16 protein-coding genes are annotated in these 18,664 nt (G+C 59.9%); all 16 read right to left on the bottom strand.

The window, feature by feature from the left end; all coding sequences use genetic code 11:
• Positions 1-18: 18 nt before the first annotated feature.
• The 16 genes from ACOZK9_RS09265 to tssE all read right to left on the bottom strand — a co-directional run bounded on the left by ACOZK9_RS09265 (position 19) and on the right by tssE (position 18,662).
• On the bottom strand, positions 19-1,035 hold the full coding sequence (locus ACOZK9_RS09265; protein ID WP_058414405.1) for a serine/threonine-protein kinase: 1,017 nt from the start codon (positions 1,033-1,035) through the stop codon (positions 19-21).
• Complete coding sequence (locus tag ACOZK9_RS09260) at positions 1,032-1,760, bottom strand: PP2C family protein-serine/threonine phosphatase (protein WP_058414404.1); 729 nt, start codon at positions 1,758-1,760, stop codon at positions 1,032-1,034. Before ACOZK9_RS09260 ends, ACOZK9_RS09265 begins: the two co-directional genes overlap by 4 nt.
• Complete coding sequence (gene tssM, locus ACOZK9_RS09255) at positions 1,760-5,287, bottom strand: type VI secretion system membrane subunit TssM (RefSeq protein ID WP_058414403.1); 3,528 nt, start codon at positions 5,285-5,287, stop codon at positions 1,760-1,762. The genes ACOZK9_RS09260 and tssM overlap by 1 nt, the downstream gene beginning before the upstream one ends.
• 13 nt (positions 5,288-5,300) lie before the next feature.
• The gene (icmH, locus tag ACOZK9_RS09250) at positions 5,301-6,185 is read right to left on the bottom strand and encodes a type IVB secretion system protein IcmH/DotU (protein ID WP_058414402.1); all 885 of its coding nucleotides are present in this window, start codon (positions 6,183-6,185) and stop codon (positions 5,301-5,303) included.
• 5 nt (positions 6,186-6,190) lie between these two features.
• Positions 6,191-7,522: a type VI secretion system baseplate subunit TssK gene (gene tssK, locus ACOZK9_RS09245; protein ID WP_058414401.1), complete on the bottom strand. Its 1,332-nt coding sequence runs from the start codon at positions 7,520-7,522 to the stop codon at positions 6,191-6,193.
• Positions 7,523-7,524: 2 nt separating this feature from the next.
• Positions 7,525-8,025, bottom strand: coding sequence for a type VI secretion system lipoprotein TssJ (gene tssJ / locus ACOZK9_RS09240; protein ID WP_058414400.1), 501 nt, complete (start codon positions 8,023-8,025; stop codon positions 7,525-7,527).
• A 5-nt stretch (positions 8,026-8,030) separates the two neighbouring features.
• Positions 8,031-9,224 carry a type VI secretion system-associated FHA domain protein TagH gene (gene tagH / locus ACOZK9_RS09235; RefSeq protein WP_058414399.1) on the bottom strand — a complete coding sequence of 398 codons (1,194 nt, stop codon included), beginning with the start codon at positions 9,222-9,224 and terminating at the stop codon, positions 8,031-8,033.
• Positions 9,225-9,240: 16 nt separating this feature from the next.
• Positions 9,241-9,381: a hypothetical protein gene (locus ACOZK9_RS09230; RefSeq protein ID WP_058414398.1), complete on the bottom strand. Its 141-nt coding sequence runs from the start codon at positions 9,379-9,381 to the stop codon at positions 9,241-9,243.
• 81 nt (positions 9,382-9,462) lie between these two features.
• Entirely contained in the window at positions 9,463-10,986 is a 1,524-nt protein-coding gene (locus ACOZK9_RS09225; protein WP_058414397.1) for a sigma-54 interaction domain-containing protein, read from the bottom strand.
• Positions 10,987-10,996: 10 nt separating this feature from the next.
• Complete coding sequence (tssH, locus tag ACOZK9_RS09220) at positions 10,997-13,609, bottom strand: type VI secretion system ATPase TssH (protein WP_421555670.1); 2,613 nt, start codon at positions 13,607-13,609, stop codon at positions 10,997-10,999.
• 13 nt (positions 13,610-13,622) lie between these two features.
• Positions 13,623-14,630, bottom strand: coding sequence for a type VI secretion system baseplate subunit TssG (tssG, locus tag ACOZK9_RS09215; protein WP_058414395.1), 1,008 nt, complete (start codon positions 14,628-14,630; stop codon positions 13,623-13,625).
• A complete protein-coding gene (gene tssF / locus ACOZK9_RS09210) occupies positions 14,594-16,381 on the bottom strand; it encodes a type VI secretion system baseplate subunit TssF (RefSeq protein WP_058414394.1) in 1,788 nt (595 codons plus the stop codon). Before tssF ends, tssG begins: the two co-directional genes overlap by 37 nt.
• A gap of 128 nt (positions 16,382-16,509) precedes the next feature.
• A complete protein-coding gene (locus ACOZK9_RS09205; RefSeq protein ID WP_122250155.1) occupies positions 16,510-16,884 on the bottom strand; it encodes a hypothetical protein in 375 nt (124 codons plus the stop codon).
• Positions 16,881-17,735: a hypothetical protein gene (locus ACOZK9_RS09200; RefSeq protein ID WP_421555669.1), complete on the bottom strand. Its 855-nt coding sequence runs from the start codon at positions 17,733-17,735 to the stop codon at positions 16,881-16,883. Before ACOZK9_RS09200 ends, ACOZK9_RS09205 begins: the two co-directional genes overlap by 4 nt.
• A 5-nt stretch (positions 17,736-17,740) precedes the next feature.
• Positions 17,741-18,244: a PAAR domain-containing protein gene (locus ACOZK9_RS09195; protein ID WP_421555668.1), complete on the bottom strand. Its 504-nt coding sequence runs from the start codon at positions 18,242-18,244 to the stop codon at positions 17,741-17,743.
• 10 nt (positions 18,245-18,254) lie between these two features.
• Positions 18,255-18,662 carry a type VI secretion system baseplate subunit TssE gene (gene tssE / locus ACOZK9_RS09190; protein WP_058414391.1) on the bottom strand — a complete coding sequence of 136 codons (408 nt, stop codon included), beginning with the start codon at positions 18,660-18,662 and terminating at the stop codon, positions 18,255-18,257.
• Positions 18,663-18,664 lie beyond the last annotated feature (2 nt).

Raw genomic sequence — 18,664 nt, 5'->3', positions numbered from 1 at the left:
CTGTTCCTTAGTCATCCATTACGCCCAAAAGCGCATGCGCTGCCGCCAGGACGGAGTGATACCGAAGGCATCACGCAATTGTGCTGCGGTGATCGTTCGATCCACGGCCTGAAAAGCCAGCGCGCGGCGCAGGGCTGGCCAGCAGTGTTTGGGTAAATGCTTGGGCGCTCGCAGCTTGCGCTCCAGGTGTTCATCGCGGGCCTGGGTTGACGGCAAGCGCCGAAAGGGGTGCTTGCCTCCGGCCAATTCGTAAATCACACAGGCCACGCCGTAGATGTCGGCGCTGGGCGCCAGTGGCTGCGCCTCCAACAATTCCGGGGCGGCGTAGCCGGGAGTCCAGGCGTTGAAGCGGTCGCGGCTCAGTCGTGGCAGGCCATCCAGCACACCTTCCTGCGCCTGGCCGAGGCCAAAGTCGAAGAGGCGCACGCCCTCCTCGCTGACCATCACGTTGCTCGGCTTCATGTCACCGTGCACCACGCCGCGCGCGTGGGTGTAGGCCAAGGCGTCGAGCAACGGCAACACGATCTCGCGCAATTCATGCCAGGGCAAACCCAGCGGACGCTCGCATAACAGCTTGTCGAGGGTGAGCCCGCGCATCAGTTCCATGGTGATGAAGGCCCGCTTGCAACCGGTGTCTACTTCAAAGCTGTGCAAGCGCAGCACATTGTCGTGGCGCAAGTGCCGTGTCAGCGCGAACTCGCTGTAGAGCAACGCGCTGGCATCCGGGCTCTCGGAGAATTCTTCGCTGAGGACTTTCAGCGCGATGTAGGGGTCGGGCTCGCCGAACTGCTCGATCAGCAGATCCCGAGCACGGTAGACCGCGCCCATGCCACCGGCGCCGAGCAGGCGCTCGATGCGGTAACGCCCCACCAGCAGCTCGGGCATCACACCGAGGCTGGGCTTGGTCGCGGCCTGCGCAGCGACAGCCTTGTGCGGCGTTTCGGGTTGAGGCTTGGCGAACGCAAAGAAGGTCAGGCTATTGTCCTGCTCTTCGTTCACACGTTGCTCATCGACAGGCGGCATGAATTCAGTCATCGGCGGATCACCACGGCGGTGAGGTTGTCGCGTGCCGCGCCGCGCAGCGCGCCATCGAACAGACGCTCCACCGCCACATGCGGCGCGTTCAAGCTCAAGGCGTTGCTCAAGGCGTCGCTGGTCAGCCCGTGATACAGACCGTCGCTGCACAGCAAAAACACATCGCCGGCATACACTTCAAGCTCCAACACATCCAGGGTCAGTTGCTCGGCAGCCCCCACCGCGCGGGTCAAGGCATGCGCCGAGGGGTGAATTTTCGCCTGTTCCGCGCTGAGGTTTTGTTCGTCCATGAGCTGCTGCTGAAATGAATGGTCCTTGGACAGTTGGTACAGACGCTGGCCGCGCCACAAGTAGCAGCGGCTGTCGCCCGCCCAGATACAGGCGGCGCGCTGGCCTTCAACCAGCAGCGCTACCACGGTGCTGCCCATAATACTGTCGTGCTGCCCGGCGGTCACCGTCAGTTCCTGGCCCAACCGCCGGTTGAGCCAGTGCAAGCACTGGCGGACGTCGGTGAGACGCGCATCAAAGTCCGCCTGAACCGGTAACTCTGCCAGGCTTGCGACGATCAACTGGCTGGCAATGTCGCCACCCTGATGACCGCCCATGCCGTCCGCCACCACCCACAAGCCCCGCTCGGGGCTGTCGAGAAAGGCATCTTCGTTGCGCGCCCGTACCTTGCCTGCATCGGTACGGGCCGCGCTACGCCAAGGGCTGGCTACCTGCATCAGAGCTGCACCGGCATGCGGAAGGTGCGCAATACACCCATGTCGAACGGGTTCGGCGAGCGCTGGCTGGTCAGCAGGTAGTTCGCGCGCAGGCCACCGACATCCGCTTTGAGCACCAGTACGTCGCGCCCGGTCAGGTATTCGGTCTGCATCAAGTCGAACAGACGGAACAGCGACCAAGGGCCGGTGTTTTTCTCGATGCCAATCGGGCGGCCGACCATTTTGTCGAGCACCAGGCTGGTACGCCCGTCTTCAGCGTCAGTCGGCCATTTGAACGACATCGGCACGATAGGGCCATGACGGTACTCAATGGTCTTGTCGCCGAACTTGAACTCGGAACGACTGACCACCGGGTCGAGGGTGTACGGTTCGAGTTTGAACTGCACCTGCGGCTCCGCCGGGTTATCGGCGAAGAAGCTCTGGCGGATGACTTGAGCGGCGGCCATCTGGTCCAGGTACACCTTGGAGATCGGCAGGCTATGCCCGTCAACACTGCGCAGGCGGTAGTTGCCGGCATCACCGCTGACGAACGGGCGCATATAGCTGTCGAAGAAGCGATCAGCAATACCCTGCGCCTTGAAGAACTCGCGGAAATCACCGATTGCCACGTCGCTGCTGCTGTGAGCGTTGAACGGGTAACGCTGGTTGATTGCCTTGCCGTAGAAGCTGTACAGCTCGCTCTGATAACGCTGGTTGAGGTACTGGTAAGCATCGCCCAGCACCAGGCGCCAACTGTCGTCCGCCAATACGCTGAACCACGCGCTGACCGGTCGCGGCAAACGAGCGGAAGCATTGCGCAGGTTGCTCAAGGCGTCACGTTGACCGCCCATGCGCGTCTTGGCCATTTCGAAGGCGGCCTGCTCCGGCGCACTGGCGCGTGCCAGGCCGGCCATTTGCAGTTGCAAATCGTTGAGCGCATTCAGTACCGGGGTCAGGTCAGCAGCCGGGCCATTGTTGTCATCGAGTAAGCGATGCAAAGGCTCGAAGCGCCGTTGCAAGGACTTCTTCGCGGTGTCCGGGAGGTTTTTCGCCAATGCACCGGCGGCCTTGTCTGCCACCGCCGCTGCCAATTTACCAGCCTTGCCACCCTTCTCGGCGAGCTTGCCCGCGGTGTCGGACGCTTCTTCCGCGTCGTCAGCCACTACCGGGAATCGCGTGTTTTCACGCACTTCGACCAACAACTGCAGAATCGGCGAGTTGGCCGAGGTCAAGCCCGCCAGTTGCTCGGCGCCTTCACCGAAGTCATTGATCGGCGGCAACGCGACCTGGCCGACTGCCTCGCTCCAATAGTTGGCGTAGTCACGGAAGTACAGTTGCTCCAGCTCGACCATCAGGCGACGCAGGTCCATACCGCTGATGCCCGCACCTTCACCCAGCACCCAATTGTCGCGCAGGATTTCAGTCACGAGCATCGAGCCCTGCACCGAAAAGTACTGCTGATAACCCTGCTGGGTGTAGAAACCCGGGATCACGTAATCGGTGCCCATGAACAGCGCACCTTGTGGCCCCAAGTGCTGGCTCAAGCGGTACTCGGGCATGTTGCGTGCCTGTTCGCGCAGCATGCGATACACCACGGTGGCCAACGATTCGCTGCGCAGTACCTGGCGTGCCTGTGCGACTAACTGATCGTTGATCGGGTAAATAAACGGCAATTTGAGCAAGCGCTCAAAGTGCGCGTTCAGGTCATTCTGCACAGCCGTGTTACCGGTATAGCGCTGAGACCATTCGGTGGCCACCCACTCTTTGAGCCACGGTGCGTCTCGGCGGTCCTTCATGTTCAGCATCAGGTAAGCACGCAGGCTGTTGAGCAGGCGGTCGCGGTCGGACATGTTCGCGCGAATCTGCCCTTCCAGCAGTGTGGCCACGCGTGGCAACAGTTGCGCTTGCAGTTCGCGTTGATACGCCTCGTTGACCACCGGGTTGACTTCTTCGCCCTGGTACAAGCCTGCGCGTTCGTGGTAACCCACATCGCCTTTTTTCGGGAAGACTTGAGTCGCGGCATAGCTGCTGTTGAGGGTCTTGAGCGTCGCCATCGAATCGTCGCGTGCAGACAGCGCCGAACGTTGTTGCGTCCAGCTTTGCGCCAGGTTGCGCAGGTTTTCGAGCCGCTCGTAGTTGGCGGAAAAACCGCCGGCCCAGAGCACACCGACCAGTGCCAGCAAGGCCAGCGCACCCACGTACAGCGCGCGTTGGCCCCAGTTAATGCGGCTGCGTTCGCGCTGATCGAGGCCTGCAAGGTCTGCCTCGGGGAAAATAACCTGGCTGAGCAGGTGATGAATAAAGCGCGACCGGCCACTGCGCAGGGTCGGCAATACGCCGGACTTCATGCCCAGGCTGGCGCCAATGCCAGCGGTGGTCTCGTCGAGTTTCTCGGTCAGGTGCGGTGCGCTGGTCAAGTAGAAGCCGCGCATTTGGCTGACACGCTGGTAGCGATTGCCGGTAAATGCCAAGTCAACGAACAGGCACAGGCGCTCACCGATTTGCCCCAGTTGATGAGGGAAGTCGAGAATACGGCCACGGCGCTGCGTATCACGCTCTTGGTGCATACGCATGATGACTTGGCTGTTGAGGCGGTGAAGCAGCTCTTCAAACTCGGTACGCAGTACGGCCACATCGGCGCCGTTCTGCTGTTTGCGAAAGGTGGCGCCCAACACTTGGTCGCTTTCTTCGCGGGTCAGTTGGTCGAAGAACTCATCGAAACCCAAGAGTTGATCGGCCTTGCTCAGTACCAGATAAACCGGCACGTCCACGTGCAGTTTCTGATGCACGTCTTGCAATCGCGCACGCACTTGGCGGCCGAGCACTTCTAGGTCCTTCTCTGTGCCGCCGACAAGCGCTTCTACAGGAATGGTCACCAGCACCCCGTTGAGCGGACGGTTGCGGCGACGTTTGCGCAGCAGTTCGAGCAAGGTGCTCCAGGCGCTGCCGTCGACTTCGACGTCGGGTTGGGTGGTGTAACGGCCAGCGGTGTCGATCAGCACACCGTGGTCGGCGAAGTACCAGTCGCAATGCTGCGTGCCGTTGGTGTCGCGGGTGAGTTTGCGTTCGATCTTGTTGATCGGAAACTCCAGCCCCGAGAAGTCCAGCAGGCTAGTCTTGCCGCTGCCCTGCGGACCGATAAGCAGATACCAGGGCAGATCGCTGCGCCAACGTTCGCTGCGGCCACGGTACAGGCTCGAGGTTTTGAGGGTTTTCAGCGCGTCCTTGAAACGCGCTTTCAGTTCCCTTTGTTCCCCGTCTATCTTCTCTTCGCGAGCGATACGGGTCTGGCCGTCCTCGCTGGCTTCCACGGCTTTTTTACGCACGCCGGCGCGCCAACTGACGAACACCATCGTCAGGCCCCAGATCAGGAACAGCACGCTGATGGTCAGCAAGCGCGCAGTCGAGCTTTCCCAGAACTTGTAATCATCTACCGCCAGCAATGGGCCGGCAAACCACACCAGCAGCGCTAAAAACAACACCACCAGCAAGGTCCACACCCAAGTCTTGCGCAAGAATGCACCGACCTTCTTGAAAAAATTCTTCATCACACGTCCCTGTTTACGGCTGCGACTGCGGCACAGCCGCGGCTGGGTCAATCGGCTGAATCGGCTGGTAAGGTTGCAGCACGGTGTCGCGTTGTTCGTTGAGCACCCAGGCAAACCCGGAATACATCACCACCAGGCAGACCACGGTGAACAACACCACCATCCAGGCTGGAACGATGCGCACCAGGTTGCGCCGCTGATCATTCAAACCGGTCCAATGCGGCGACAACTCGCGCGGCACATCACCGCGCAGTTTGCGAATCTGGCGGTACAAGGCATCACGGATGCCATCCAGCTCCAGCATGCCGCGCGCTTGCACGCGGTACTTGCCCTCGAAACCCAGCGCCAGGCACAAGTACATCAGCTCAAGCATGGGCAAGTTTTTGATCGGGTTTTGCGACAGACGATCAAGCAACTGAAAGAACTTCTCACCGCCAAAGGTCTCGTTGTGAAAGCTGCTGAGCAGGCTCATCTGCGACCATGCGCTTTCATTGCCCCACGATGTGGTCACAACGGCTTCGTCGATCACCGTGCACAACACGTAGCGTGCGCCCATGATGTCGCTGCTTTCGGCGTCATTTTGCAGCGCCCGCACGTCGAAGATTTTCAGCTGGGTGGTTAGGTCTTCGTTGAGTTTGTAAAGGTCTTCGCGGTGTTCGCTGTGCTTGAGCCTTACCACTTCCGAGAGCAATCCGCTGGCGGCAGCCACCAACGGATTGAGGCTGATATTAAAGGCTTCAGCCGGGCGCAGGCGCGCAGCGAAAATCATCCGGTCTTCCAACTGCTCATAACGCGGCGGTGCCGCAAAGTCAGTCAGCGGTTGGGCATCCGGGCTATGGCCCTGACGGTCGAGCAGGACGGTTTTATCGTCCTGATGGTGTTCCATGTCCTTGATCATGTCGGTCAGTTCCTGATGGCCCAGAAATTCAGTTCAAGCTCGGGGAATTCGCCGGAGACATGGAACGCGAAGCCGCCGGAGCGCTCCAGTTGTGCCAGGTCTTCAGAACTGAGTTCGAGAATGAAATAGGTTTTGTTGGAGTGGAACGCGATCTGCCGTGGCGCAACCGGCAAGGGTTTGACCTTGATGCCAGGCAGGTGCAAGTTGACCAGTTGGCGGATGCGCTCCACTGGCCCCACCTTGAGGTGCGCCGGCAAGCGTTGACGCAATTCTTCGGAGTCGCAGTTGGCGCTGGCGGCCAGCACGAACGAGGCGGTGCCCAACAGTTTGTGGTCGTGCAATGGCGACACGATGATGCCGTACTGACGCGCTTGCAGGGCCAGCTCGATCGCATGCTGCTCCAACACCATCGACAGCACTTGGCGGATAGCTTCCATCAGCTTGCGAAAGCTCGCACCCTGGTCGCTGTGCTGGTAGCGGGTGTCGAGGCGCGGGCGCTTGGTATCACTGGAAAACGTCGCCAGGTCACCGAGCATGGTCAACAACGTGCGATACAACTCTTCGGGGTGCACCTGCTGCAGGTCAAGGTAGTGACGCAGCAGCAGCTCGGTGCGGTTGATCAGTTGCAGCATCATGAAGTCGCCGACTTCGGCGCCGCCAACCTTGCCGTTGGAGCGAATCCGCTCGGCAATGGTGTCGCCGCGATGACCGAGCATGCTGATGACTTCTTTGAGGCACGACAACAGGTAGGTGGACGCATGCGTCTGGATGTAGGTCGGCACATAGTCGGCATCGAGGGTCACCACACCGTCAGGCGTGGTGTCGAGCACTTCACAGAGCTTGAGCTTCACATAGGCATGGTCGTTCTGCTGCTCGCCCAGCAGCAGCTTGAAATCCGGTCGTGCGCAACTGACCTGGCTGGCAGAATCATCACCGGCATTCGAGTCGGCAACTTCGGCGTCGTAGGCGGTGTACCGCGCCAACACGTCGGACTGCTCAGGGCGGCGCGCCTCGATGTGGTTGCCGGTCACCAGCGGCAACGCCAGGTAGATCGGTGTATGGCCGGTGTTCGGCGGCACATCCAGCGCCAGTGGCTGGGTGTTGCCACCCAGCTCGAACAGGCTGCCGTCGGGCAGAATTCCAGAAGCCTGACTGATCACCAGCTTGCCCATATTGAGAAACTGCAGGTCGATTTCCAGGTTCAGAAAACCCCAGGTGTAACCGCCCAACAATTGGGTGCGGGTCTTCATCTGGTGGTCGTAGTAGCGATCGTTATGCTGAAAGTGCTGAGGGCGCAGCAACATGCCTTCCTGCCAAATGACTTTATGCGTGTTCATGGTCAATCAGCCGCCTTGGCGAGGGTTGCATGGGTGTTGCGAATGCCGCTCTGGTCCAGGGTCAGGTCGACGTCTGTCGCGTCCAGCGGAGTGACTTGCACGGTGTAGCGCCATTGGGTGTCCGACAGGTCACGGTAAGCGGCGAGCACGCCGACGTAGCGGCTGCCCTCCTCCACGCTGAGTTTGAGTTCCACGGTTTCGCCGGGGCGCAGTTCCATTTCTTCGCTGGCGACCATGTCCGGTGTCAGCGTTTCCTTGGCGCGCTCATACAGGCTGAAGAAGTCGGCATTCTCGAACGACACCGGGTGCTTGAGTTCGAACAGGCGCACCACAATCGGCGACGGGCGCCCGTTGAGGTCCGGATTCAACTGATCGCTGGCGGTCAACTTCAGGTTGAGCTTGGTGATGTGCGAATACGGTGACAACGACGAGCACCCGGCCATCAGCAACAGGGCGGCCAGCGCCGTCAGCGTCTTGAAAAATACAGTCGAGCGGCGAGACATGCGCTTCATCCTTGATGGTCGGCGTTGAGGGTGGAAATCAGGCGGATTTGTTCTTCGTAGGCCTGCGCGAAGTCGCGCGCCAGCAGGCGTTCGCTCCAGTCATCGTCCTGGCGCAGCGCCTGGTGATAGCGCCCGTAGGCTCGCCAGCGGCTGCCGGAGGTGGCGAGCAACGGTTTGTTGTCGCGCTCGAAGCGCAAGGTCAGTTGCTGTGGCGAAAAATGTTCCAAGGTGCTGCGCACCGCCGCGCGGCTGGCGGTCAGAAGCGCAACCTGGTGGGCTTGCAAATCGCGGAAGGCACGCGACACCGCCTGCCCGGCCTGCATCTGGCCCGGCTTGCCGGGTTGCAACAAAATGTCCAGCGCTTCACCGGCATCGACGGCAAACTTCAGCGGGTTTTTGTGCGTGCCTTGTGCGAGTGTCTGCGCCAAGCGCAGCTCGTTTTTCAATTCGCTGCGGGTGCGCAGGCTCTGCTGCAGGCCGCCGATGCTCTGATTCAGTAAGCGCGCGGCATTCAGCGCCAGCGCTTCCTTGGCATCGTGGTCGAGCTTGCCGAGGTCGACACCCAGGGCTGCGCCAAACTGCTCCCAGAAACCATCGGCCTGGCGCTCGACGACTTTCGCCGGCGCAGGTTCAACGGGCACCTCGGGCTCCACCAACTCCGGCACCAACAGGCTCTCCATATCGATACGCGCATAATCGGCGCGCTGACGCGGGTCTTGTGTCGCCCTGCGCGGAGAGATCAGCTCTTCTATTTCCGAATACACACGTTCTTGCTGATCCAGCGCACGGAGCGGGTCCAGGTCGAGGAACGCATCGTCGGGAATGGTACTGCCGGCAGGCTGTGGGCGCCCTGCCTGCCGCTCGAAAACGGCCGGATCACGGATCAACCGCGCACGAATTTCAAAGTCCCCCAGCACGTACGAGCTACCGTGCTCGATCCGCACCGCTTCACCTCTGTGCAGGGTTGCACCGCTGTCGCTGACTTTAATACCGTTAGTGCTGGTATCGGTCAGGTAAAAAGCGCCATCGCGATAACTGACCTGTGCGTGATGGCTGGACAGGTGCCGCTTGCGGTCGGGGAGAATCCAGTCACAGTCTTCGCTGCGGCCAATGACACCGCCCGCTTTCTTGAAGGTCTTCTGGCACAACTCGGTGGGCACGAACTGCTTGGTATTGAGCATTTCGAAAACCAATTCCATGGTGAAACTCCTTCGCTCACTTACCGCGATTGATAGCCTGCGGATCACCCAGGGGGCGGTAGGCAGCGTCGTTGAATTTGTAATTGCCGCTGCAGCCACCCAGGCCACATAAAACAGCGAGGGTCAGCAGCACGGCTTGCCAGTGACGAACAGACATCAGAGGGTCTCCAGGGAATAGCAAAGGGCGCCGACCTTGCAGGGGGCACGGTTAACGAAAAATGGGTTGAAATCGAGCAGCTCAGGCTTGGCCATCAACGCTCCCCAGGTTGATATTCAGGCGGCCGAGGCGGTAGAGAAAGGTGCGGCGCGGCAGGCCAAGTTCACGCGCGGCGTTAGTCTGGTTGCCGTCGTTTTTGCGCAGGCAGTCGAGTACCAGGCTGCGCTCGACCTGATCAAGCCGTTCGCGCAGGTTCAGCCCGCTGACTTGAGGCAGGTCATCCACCCGCAGCGAAAAATGCTCAGCCAGCAATTCATTGCCCTCGCACAGCAGCAGCGCCCGTTCGACCAGGCCCTTGAGTTCGCGCACGTTGCCGGGAAACGCGTAGCCGGACAGGCGATCGAGTGCAGCGCTGGACCAACTCACCGGGTCACGCTGCAAAAATGCACAGGCTCTGTCGGCAAAGTGCCGGGCCAACACCAGGATGTCCTCTTCGCGATCGCGCAACGCCGGTAATTCAATCGGAAATTGCGCCAGGCGGTAGTACAGGTCTTCACGAAATTGCCCGGCGCTGACCAGCGCCGACAGATCGCGGTGCGTCGCGGCAACAATGCGCACATCAACCTTGTGCGTGTCGTTGCAGCCCAGCGGGCGAATCTCGCCTTCCTGCAGCACCCGCAACAGCTTGGCTTGCAACGACAGCGGCATGTCGCCCACTTCGTCGAGCAGCAACGTGCCGCCGTTGGCCGCGTCAAACAACCCGGGCCGGTCACGTTCGGCACCGGTAAACGCGCCTTTGCGATAGCCGAACAGCTCGCTTTCCAGCAGGTTTTCCGGCAACGCCGCGCAGTTCTGCACGATGAAGCCCTTGGAGCGACGCGGACCACAATCATGAATCGCCCGGGCCACCAGTTCTTTGCCGGTACCCGTCTCGCCGCACAGCAGCACGGTATACGGGCTGTGCAGCACCTTGCTGATCAGCGAATAGACCTGGCGCATTGCGCCACTGTTGCCGATCAGGCCATAACCACTGGCGCTGGGCGCGTTGACGGGCAGCAACGGCTGTTCCGCGCTCGGCCGGCGTAACCGTTGCAGCAGGTGCAACTGGGCGATGACAAACGATGCGAGCTGGCGGAACGAGTCGGCAAAACCTTGCAGGTCGAGGTGCTGGTGGCTGGCGCACAACAGCACGCCCTCCACGGCATCTCGCTGGTTAACCAGTGGCACGCACAGCAGCGACTCCCATGGCTTCGCCTGGCTTGGTAGAAAACTCGTTTCGTGCAGGCTGCCGCTCAAGCCACTGAGGCTTATCACGCGGTTCTGACACAGCGCGAATTGCAGCAATTGCTCGGCGTTGTAATCCACCGGCAGGCTTTGCGCTTCACGCGGTTGCAGGCTGCCATTGAGGCACTCGGCGTTCATTCCCAGGCGGGTGTGGGTCGCGTCAAGCAGATACAGCTGTGCCAATTCGCAGCCACTGAGCTCGGTCAAGCCGCGCACGAATGCGCCCAGCAGCGCCGCGCCGTCGGTTGCGCGCGACAAGCTGGCGAATTGCGCCAGCAGCGCTTCGGCATAAACGAGCGGTTGTGGCACGCGGGTAAACATTACGCCCACCTCACGCAAATTCGCACGTGACGCTGGCATCGGCGTCCAGTGTCGCGTGCACACGCTTGAGGCTTTCACCGGTCGCCATCGCATACAGCAAGCGATCAGCCACCAGCGGCAGCACGTGCAGGTCGAGCAGGTGGTCGATCAGCCGCGCACCGCTGTCGCTTTGGGTGCAGCGTTGCGCAAGGTGGTCGACAAGGTTCTGGCAGTAGGTGAAATCCAACTGGCGACGGTTCAGGCGCTCGCCAAGGCGACCGAGTTTGATCTCGATCAGCTCGCGCAGCACTGGCCCACCGACCGGGTAGTAAGGCACAACGCGCATACGCGCCAGCAACGCAGGCTTGAAGTGCTTGCTGAGCACCGGGCGGATGGTTTCTTCGAGCACTTCGGCACTCGGCCGCTCACCGTTTTCACAGAGCGCACTGATGCGGTCGCTGCCCAGGTTCGACGTCATCAGGATCAGCGTGTTGCGAAAATCGATTTCGCGCCCTTCGCCGTCGTTGGCCACGCCTTTGTCGAAGATTTGGTAGAACAGGTTAAGCACGTCCGGGTCGGCCTTTTCGACTTCATCCAGCAGCACCACGGAATACGGCTTCTGCCGCACCGCTTCGGTGAGCATGCCGCCTTCACCGTAACCGACGTAGCCCGGCGGTGCGCCGATCAAGCGCGATACGGTGTGTTTCTCCTGGAACTCCGACATGTTGATGGTGGTGATAAAGCGATCACCGCCATACAGCAGGTCAGCCAGCGCCAAGGCCGTTTCGGTTTTACCCACACCGCTCGGGCCTACCAGCAGGAACACACCCACTGGCGCATCAGGCTTGTTCAGGCCGGCGGCAGTGGCGCGCATCGAGCGGTCCAGCGCATGCACCGCTTGTTCCTGGCCGCGAATGCGCAGGCGCAGGTCGGTGGCGAAACTGGCGACTTTGGCGTTGTGCTCACGTGCGAGTTGCGCCAGCGGCACGCCGGTCCAGGCACTGATGACTTCGGCCACCAGGCGTGGGCACACTTCAAAACTCACCAGACGCTCTTTGACTTGCAACGCGGTCAGCTCGCCGTGGGTGTCGTGAAGAGCGGACTCCAACGACTCAACCGTCTCGGTCGGGTTGGTTTCAGAATCATCTTCGACCGGCGCGGCAGCGGCTTCACGCGCTTGCGCCAGTTGCTGACGAAGCTCCAGCAAACGCTCGGCCAGCGCCTTCTGCTCGGTCCAAAGCGCCTCCAGCGCTGCGCGTTCGGTTTCGGCTTCTTCCAGGCGCGCCTCCAGCGCTGTGAGTGCTTCGTGATCCACCGGCAGGCCGGCTTCAGCATCACGGCGCAGTGCCTGGCGCTGACGGCCGCCTTCGGCCAATTCGCCACGCAGGCGCTCCAGGCTTTCCGGGGCTGCGGCCAAACTGATGCGTACACGGGCGCAGGCGGTGTCGAGTACGTCAACTGCCTTGTCCGGCAGCTGACGCCCGGCCAAGTAGCGTGCCGACAGCTCGGCGGCGGCAACTACGGCGTCATCGCGCAGGTAGATGCCGTGGCTTTTTTCATAGACTTGCGCCAGGCCGCGCAGAATAGTCACGGCTTCACTGACGGTCGGTTCATGCAATTGCACCGGCTGGAAACGCCGTGCCAGCGCCGGGTCTTTTTCGAAGTACTTCTTGTACTCCGCCCACGTGGTAGCGGCGATGGTGCGCAACTCGCCACGGGCCAGCGCGGGTTTAAGCAGGTTGGCCGCGTCGGAACCACCCGCGTTGCCACCGGCACCGATCAGCGTGTGCGCTTCATCGATGAATATAATGATCGGTTTGGGCGAGGCTTTGACCTCATCGATCACACCTTTGAGCCGGCGCTCGAACTCACCTTTGACACTGGCACCGGCCTGCAACAGCCCCATGTCCAGCGACAGTAACTCGACACCCTTCAATACCTGCGGCACTTCACCGGCGGCGATGCGCGAGGCCAAGCCTTCAACAATCGCGGTTTTACCCACGCCAGCCTCGCCCACCACAATCGGATTGTTTTTGCGGCGCCGGGCAAGGATGTCGATCATCTGCCGGATCGCACCGTCACGGCACAATACGGGGTCGAGTTTGCCATCGCGTGCCTGCTGGGTGAGGTTGTGGGTGAAGCGTTCAAGCAGCGATTCCCCCGGTGCAGCCGCTTTGGAGGTATTGGTTTTTTCCTGTTGCGACAGCGCGAATTCTTTCAGGCGCTCAATATTCAATTTGGCCAGCAGCGGCTGGTAGCGGCTGCCGGCGTAGCGCATCGGGTTGCGCAACAACGCGAGGATCAGCGCGGCCTGTTCGACTTGGGTCTGGCCCAGTTCGAGGTTCGCCACCAGCAACCCGTCTTGCAGCCACTGCACCAACTCCGGGGCGAATACCGGGTTGCGCGAGGCGCTGTGTTCGACGCGTGACTGCAAGGCGGCGCTCAGTTCACCGGCATCCACGTCGGCGTCCTGCAAGGCACGCGCGAGCAAACCTTCAGGGCGCTCCAACAGACCCAGCAGCAAGTCTTCTACAAGGATTTTGCTGCCGCCACGGGCCACGCAGCGCTCTGCGGAACGTTCAAGGTCACGACGGGTTTCGGCGTCCAGCGCCTGTATCAGTTGCTGCAGGTCTACGTTGCTCATTACGCTCACATCCTTAATGAATTTTACTGCCCAGGGTGACGACACCGTCTGCGTGTTCGCGACCGAGCCAACTGGTCCATCCCAGTCGGCAAGCGTTTTGTTCGCCGATGCGCAACTCACGGATTTCCTCGTGGCGCAGTACCAGCCTTATGTCGTAATCAAGCGGGTCACGCAGGGTGAACCGCACCAGCGCGCAGAGCGGCTGATAACCGAAACCGATCGGTAGAAACTCGTGAAAACGCTGCCAGTCCAGTTCGCGAATATGGATACGGAACTTGCCGCTGCGGTCGCGCACGCTGTCGCCCAGCACCATGCTTTCACCGAGCAAAGAATTGGCCAGGCCCAGGCAATTGCGCTGCTCTTCGAGGATCTCGACACGGCGTTCGATGCACTGCTCAATGGTCAGCTCGGCATGCTTGAAGTAGTAACGCAGCACCGCTTCAATCAATGCCGCCGAGTGCGCCCGCAGGCTCAGCAAACCCAGGTACGGCAACAGGCGCTTCCAGTTCAGCTCCTTGGCGCGACGGATTTCTTCGCCGCCCAGGCCGATCAGCGCAAACAGTTGCGCGGAAAACGGGTCGATCGCGCCGCTTTCAAAACTGACGCGGTAACGGTACTTCTTCCAGATCGGCAGCATCAGCCGTTGCAGGCGATGGTGAAACAGATCGAGGAAGTTACGCGTCGGGTTGCCATCCTCGCTGTCGCCGAGTGCCTGCTCGCCGTAAAACGCCGGCAGCGGCGAGCCCGCCCCTACCAGGCCAATCAGGTTGAAGCGCATGCGCGCGCGCATCTGCCCGTGCTCATGGAAAAACTCCACACGGTCGACGTCGCTGCCCGGAAAGCCCAGGCTCGGGTTGGCCTGAAACTCCAACTGGTCGTACAAATCGTCCTGACTCATATGCGGGTGGGCGTCGCGCAACCGGTCGACCACCAGCATCACGGCCTGGAACAGTGAGTACTCGCGTATTCCTCGGGTCAACCCGCTTAAAGCAGCGGTTGGAGGCCCATACGTGGTGTCCATTGGTACACCTCTCCCTGTGTGCTTTTTACCCGCAGCTCGTGAAACGAATTGAGACTGGCGTAAAGCGCGAAAAACTCATTGAGAACCGAAGCAAACACAAACATGTCGCCTTCGCCGATATAACCTTGCGGATCAATAGTCAATTCGGTGCGCAAGCCGCGTACAGGTAGCCCGCGGTGCAGGCGGTCTACGTGGTGGTGCTTGATGGACTTGAGCCCACCCAGCAAGCGCTTGCTGACCTTCTCTGCTTGCTGGTCGTAGTAACGCGGCAGGTCGTAGGTTTCGAGAATCACCTTGAGTGCGTTGACGTCGGCCAGTGACAGGTAGTTGAGCGACATATTGCTGATCAGCTTCCACAGGAAGTCGCGGGTCAGCGGCGGTGCGAAGCTCGACGTCGCCGGGGTGATATTGCGAAAGCTGAGAAACGCGGGCGTGTGTTCGCTCGCCAGGTTGATGTCGCCCAGCTTGAGCTTGCGTGGCAAGTTCTGGTTGGTGCACATCAGTTCGATGGACAGTGTTTCATGCGCTTCGGTGTGACGAATGCCAAAACTCAGGTAGGTGTCGAGGCCCTCATGCAGCATTGAGGAGCGCTGACGGATGCTGTAATGCGGACGGCTGTTGGGCACGTCAAAACTGGGGTCGTGTTCGAACGACTCAAACAGCACGTATTCTTCGTAACTAACACCGCCAGGCTTCCAGCCGGTGACGGTTTCCACGGAGAACACACCGCAATGTTCCAAGCCGTGCCCGGAAGGCAACAGCAGGTATTCGTCCTGTTTACCGTCGAGCCGAATCGGTGAGGCGTCTTGCTTGAACAAGTTGACGATGGGCGTGCAGTGCAGCTTCACATTGTCCAGCGTCGGGCGCATGCGCAACACACCGCTCTTGCGAATATCGAATCGCAACTCCACACCGCGCACCTGTTTGAGGGTGTCTTGGGGCAACGCATTGAGCATGTCCAGGCCGTTGACATCGACGAACAGAAACTTGTCTTGAAAGGCGAAGTACTCTTGCAGGTAGCGGTAGCCGCGGAAGGTGTTCAGCGGATATGGGATCAGCGCCTCTTCCTCGGCAAAACCCACCGGCTGCACGCGGTCGCCGGTCAACTTGAACGCCATCGGCTGGCCGTTCACGCCATCAATCGGCTTGCCAGCGCCGTCCAGTGGCACCAACTCGACCCCGGCCAGGTTGCGCAACAGGCTAAGGTAGAGCATTTGGCTGATATAACGCTCACCGGCAAAATGCAGGCGCACGCGGCTTAAATCCAGCTCACCGAGGTGGCCGTCCGCGCTCATCTCCAGGCGCAGGCTCAACAGCGAACCGTCACCCTTTACCGAGTAATTCAGCGCGGTAAGATCCAGCGCCTGCACGTCCGTGGGGTAGCAGGTACGGAAGCGACAGCTCACGTTGTTAATCGGCTGGCTTTCGACCGGTGTGTCACGCTCGACCTTCATGGCGGGGCCAGCGTGCTTCAATGGGTCGAACTGCAAAATGCTGAATGCTGGCAGCGGCCGCATGTAATTGGGCCACAGCAACTGCATCAGCGAATGGCTGAGTTCGGGCAATTCATCATCGAGCTTCTGGCGCAAACGACCGGTCAGGAACGCGAAGCCTTCCAGCAACCGCTCCACGTCCGGATCCCGCCCGGCTTGGCCGAGGAAAGGTGCTAACGCCGGGCTACGCTCGGCGAATCGGCGACCTAACTGGCGAAGTGCGGTGAGTTCGCTTTGGTAGTAGTGGTTAAAGGACACGGGTTACCTGCCTGCGGTTGAATTTCATGAATAAAGGGTCCTGTAAATCGCGACTGTCAGGCCGCGCCAGCACGTAGCCCATAACTGGCAGAATCGGTAAAAGGCTACCTTCTATAGACCGATGATTATCAGGAGCGGCCTCTAAAACTCTGACGTTCTGCCCATGAGCGCATGACAATCGCCAAAACCCCCATGCTGAACATCAACCCGCTATATGCCATCGCCCGGATCGGGTGTTCGGGCAGAAAATAAAACAGCACGAGTGCAACCATAAGCACGAGCGGAACAAACTTGCTGAAGAGTGTTGGCATAAAGAAAACTACGCCATTCACAAAAATGAACAGATAAAACATCAACTCTGCAGTGCCGCCTATCGACACACCTCTGGCGGTAAACCCACCGGCATACGTCTTGTAAAGTGCCACGCCATAGTCATGCACAAAAAAATACAGGACGCCCACCACTATATAAACGACCAACCCTGAAAAGAACCTCGGGCTCATGGCGTCCACGCTTTATATCTTGCCAGCGCCTCTGCCGTGATGGAGGACTTCAGCAGATCATTGGATACCGGCTGATAAACAGTGCTGACACTCGGCGCATCACCGCCGGCCGCCCTTAATCCCCCAAAACTTTTAGTGCCGGCGACTCGACGAAAATTCTTCGACGCCCACAAACACGCGCGCAGGATGATGAAGTTGTCATATACATTCTCGCTGCCTGCCTCATCATTTCCGCCAAGCGTTCCATCGGCCCATTCCAGGCCTGTCTTGCCTGTTTTGCGGATAGCCGCATCGACATCGTCGGTTTGCTGCCAGTACATCCGAAATGTATCTACACCAAACGGGATCTGGCCCAACCCATCTGTCCAGTAAGGCTCGCCTTCGACAAGGCAAAGCAAATACCCGGCGCCGCCGTCTGGCTGTTTCTTCCAGTCACCCGGCAGCCCCTTGTAGTACATGAAAGACTCACGATCGACGATGGCAAAATCTATTATTGATTGCCAGGTATGGTGTTTATAGGCAGCGAAGGCTTCAGTGCCCTCTTCAGTGCATTGAGGATTTACCCAAAGCCGCTCTCGATAGAAATCCGCCAATGGTTCAAACCATTGGATTTGTTCAGAGTAGAGTCTTTCTGCGGTCAGAATTCTAAAAGGCTTATCACTGGCATTCGGTCTAACTGCAAACAACGGAACGCCGTTTCCACGCGTAATGAGCCAGGCATCGGGAAGTGTGAGAGCTTGCGGAGCAATATCGCTGCTGGTAGTCGTAGCGCTTTCGAGCTTTAACGAGGTGACCCCTTCTTCCGTCACAAAGGTGTAAGGCACGCCATCAATAGTAACGATCGTTTCCAAGCGACTTACTCCGCACTAACGAAAATCGAAACCGGTTCAGCTTTCTGCCCGCTCGAAAAGCTTCCGGACATTCCGGACTTTGTACTACCGAACTTTTCGATTCCACTGCCAGACACAATGCGATAGTTCAAACCATCGAGTAGCTTTCCGCTGGCCGTTGTAAAAGCAAACACTCGGTTGAACACGCCGGCTATAACCACCGGCAAGGGCGCAACAAACGCCGCCGGCGAATGCGAGTTGCCGATAATCACCGTCCCGGAACCTGCCGTTACCTTGTTGCCATGTGTGCCAACCGAGTCCACAGTTGCTGCCGGTTTGCCGTTGATCAAAACGGTGGTGGCCAACCCGCCAACCATCGCACCGCCACACGCCGAGGCATCGCCTTGGCGGGCGGCCGCGAGGCCGTCGAAAAACACATCGCCGGAACCAGCGGCGATCGGGTTGGTGCCGTGGCCGGGGAGCGGGCAAGCAGTAGGGTCGGATACTCGTGCTGCGGGTTTGCCGGACATGCGAATCTCCTTAGTTGACCTTGACTTGACCGCTGCCATCCAGGCGCGCGGCGAAACTGACCTGACGTTTGAAACCATCAACTTCGAGCAAGCCTTCGATAGTGAAGGACAAACGAAGCTGATCGTGATCACGCGGCAGGGAAATGACACGCACCTTGCTCAGGCGCGGCTCGTAGGCTTCGATGAAGCTTTGGATCGCCAGGCGCGCTTGACTCAAAGAGTCGTGCAGGCTCAGGCGCATGTCATTGAGATCGGGTAGCCCGTAGTCGGACAGCGTTTGCACGCTGCCCGCACGGGTACTGAGCATCTTGGCCAGATGGGCAGCCACCGACGCCATGGCAGAAACCTCGCGGCTCCAGCCGACGCGTAGGTCCGCGTCGCCACCCAGGCGTTCGAAAAGGCTGCCGTATCCAGTCATGA

It is taken from the genome of Pseudomonas kitaguniensis (assembly GCF_049199985.1).
GTDB classification, from domain to species: domain Bacteria; phylum Pseudomonadota; class Gammaproteobacteria; order Pseudomonadales; family Pseudomonadaceae; genus Aquipseudomonas; species Aquipseudomonas kitaguniensis.
This window is presented reverse-complemented; position numbering and strand designations above follow the sequence as displayed.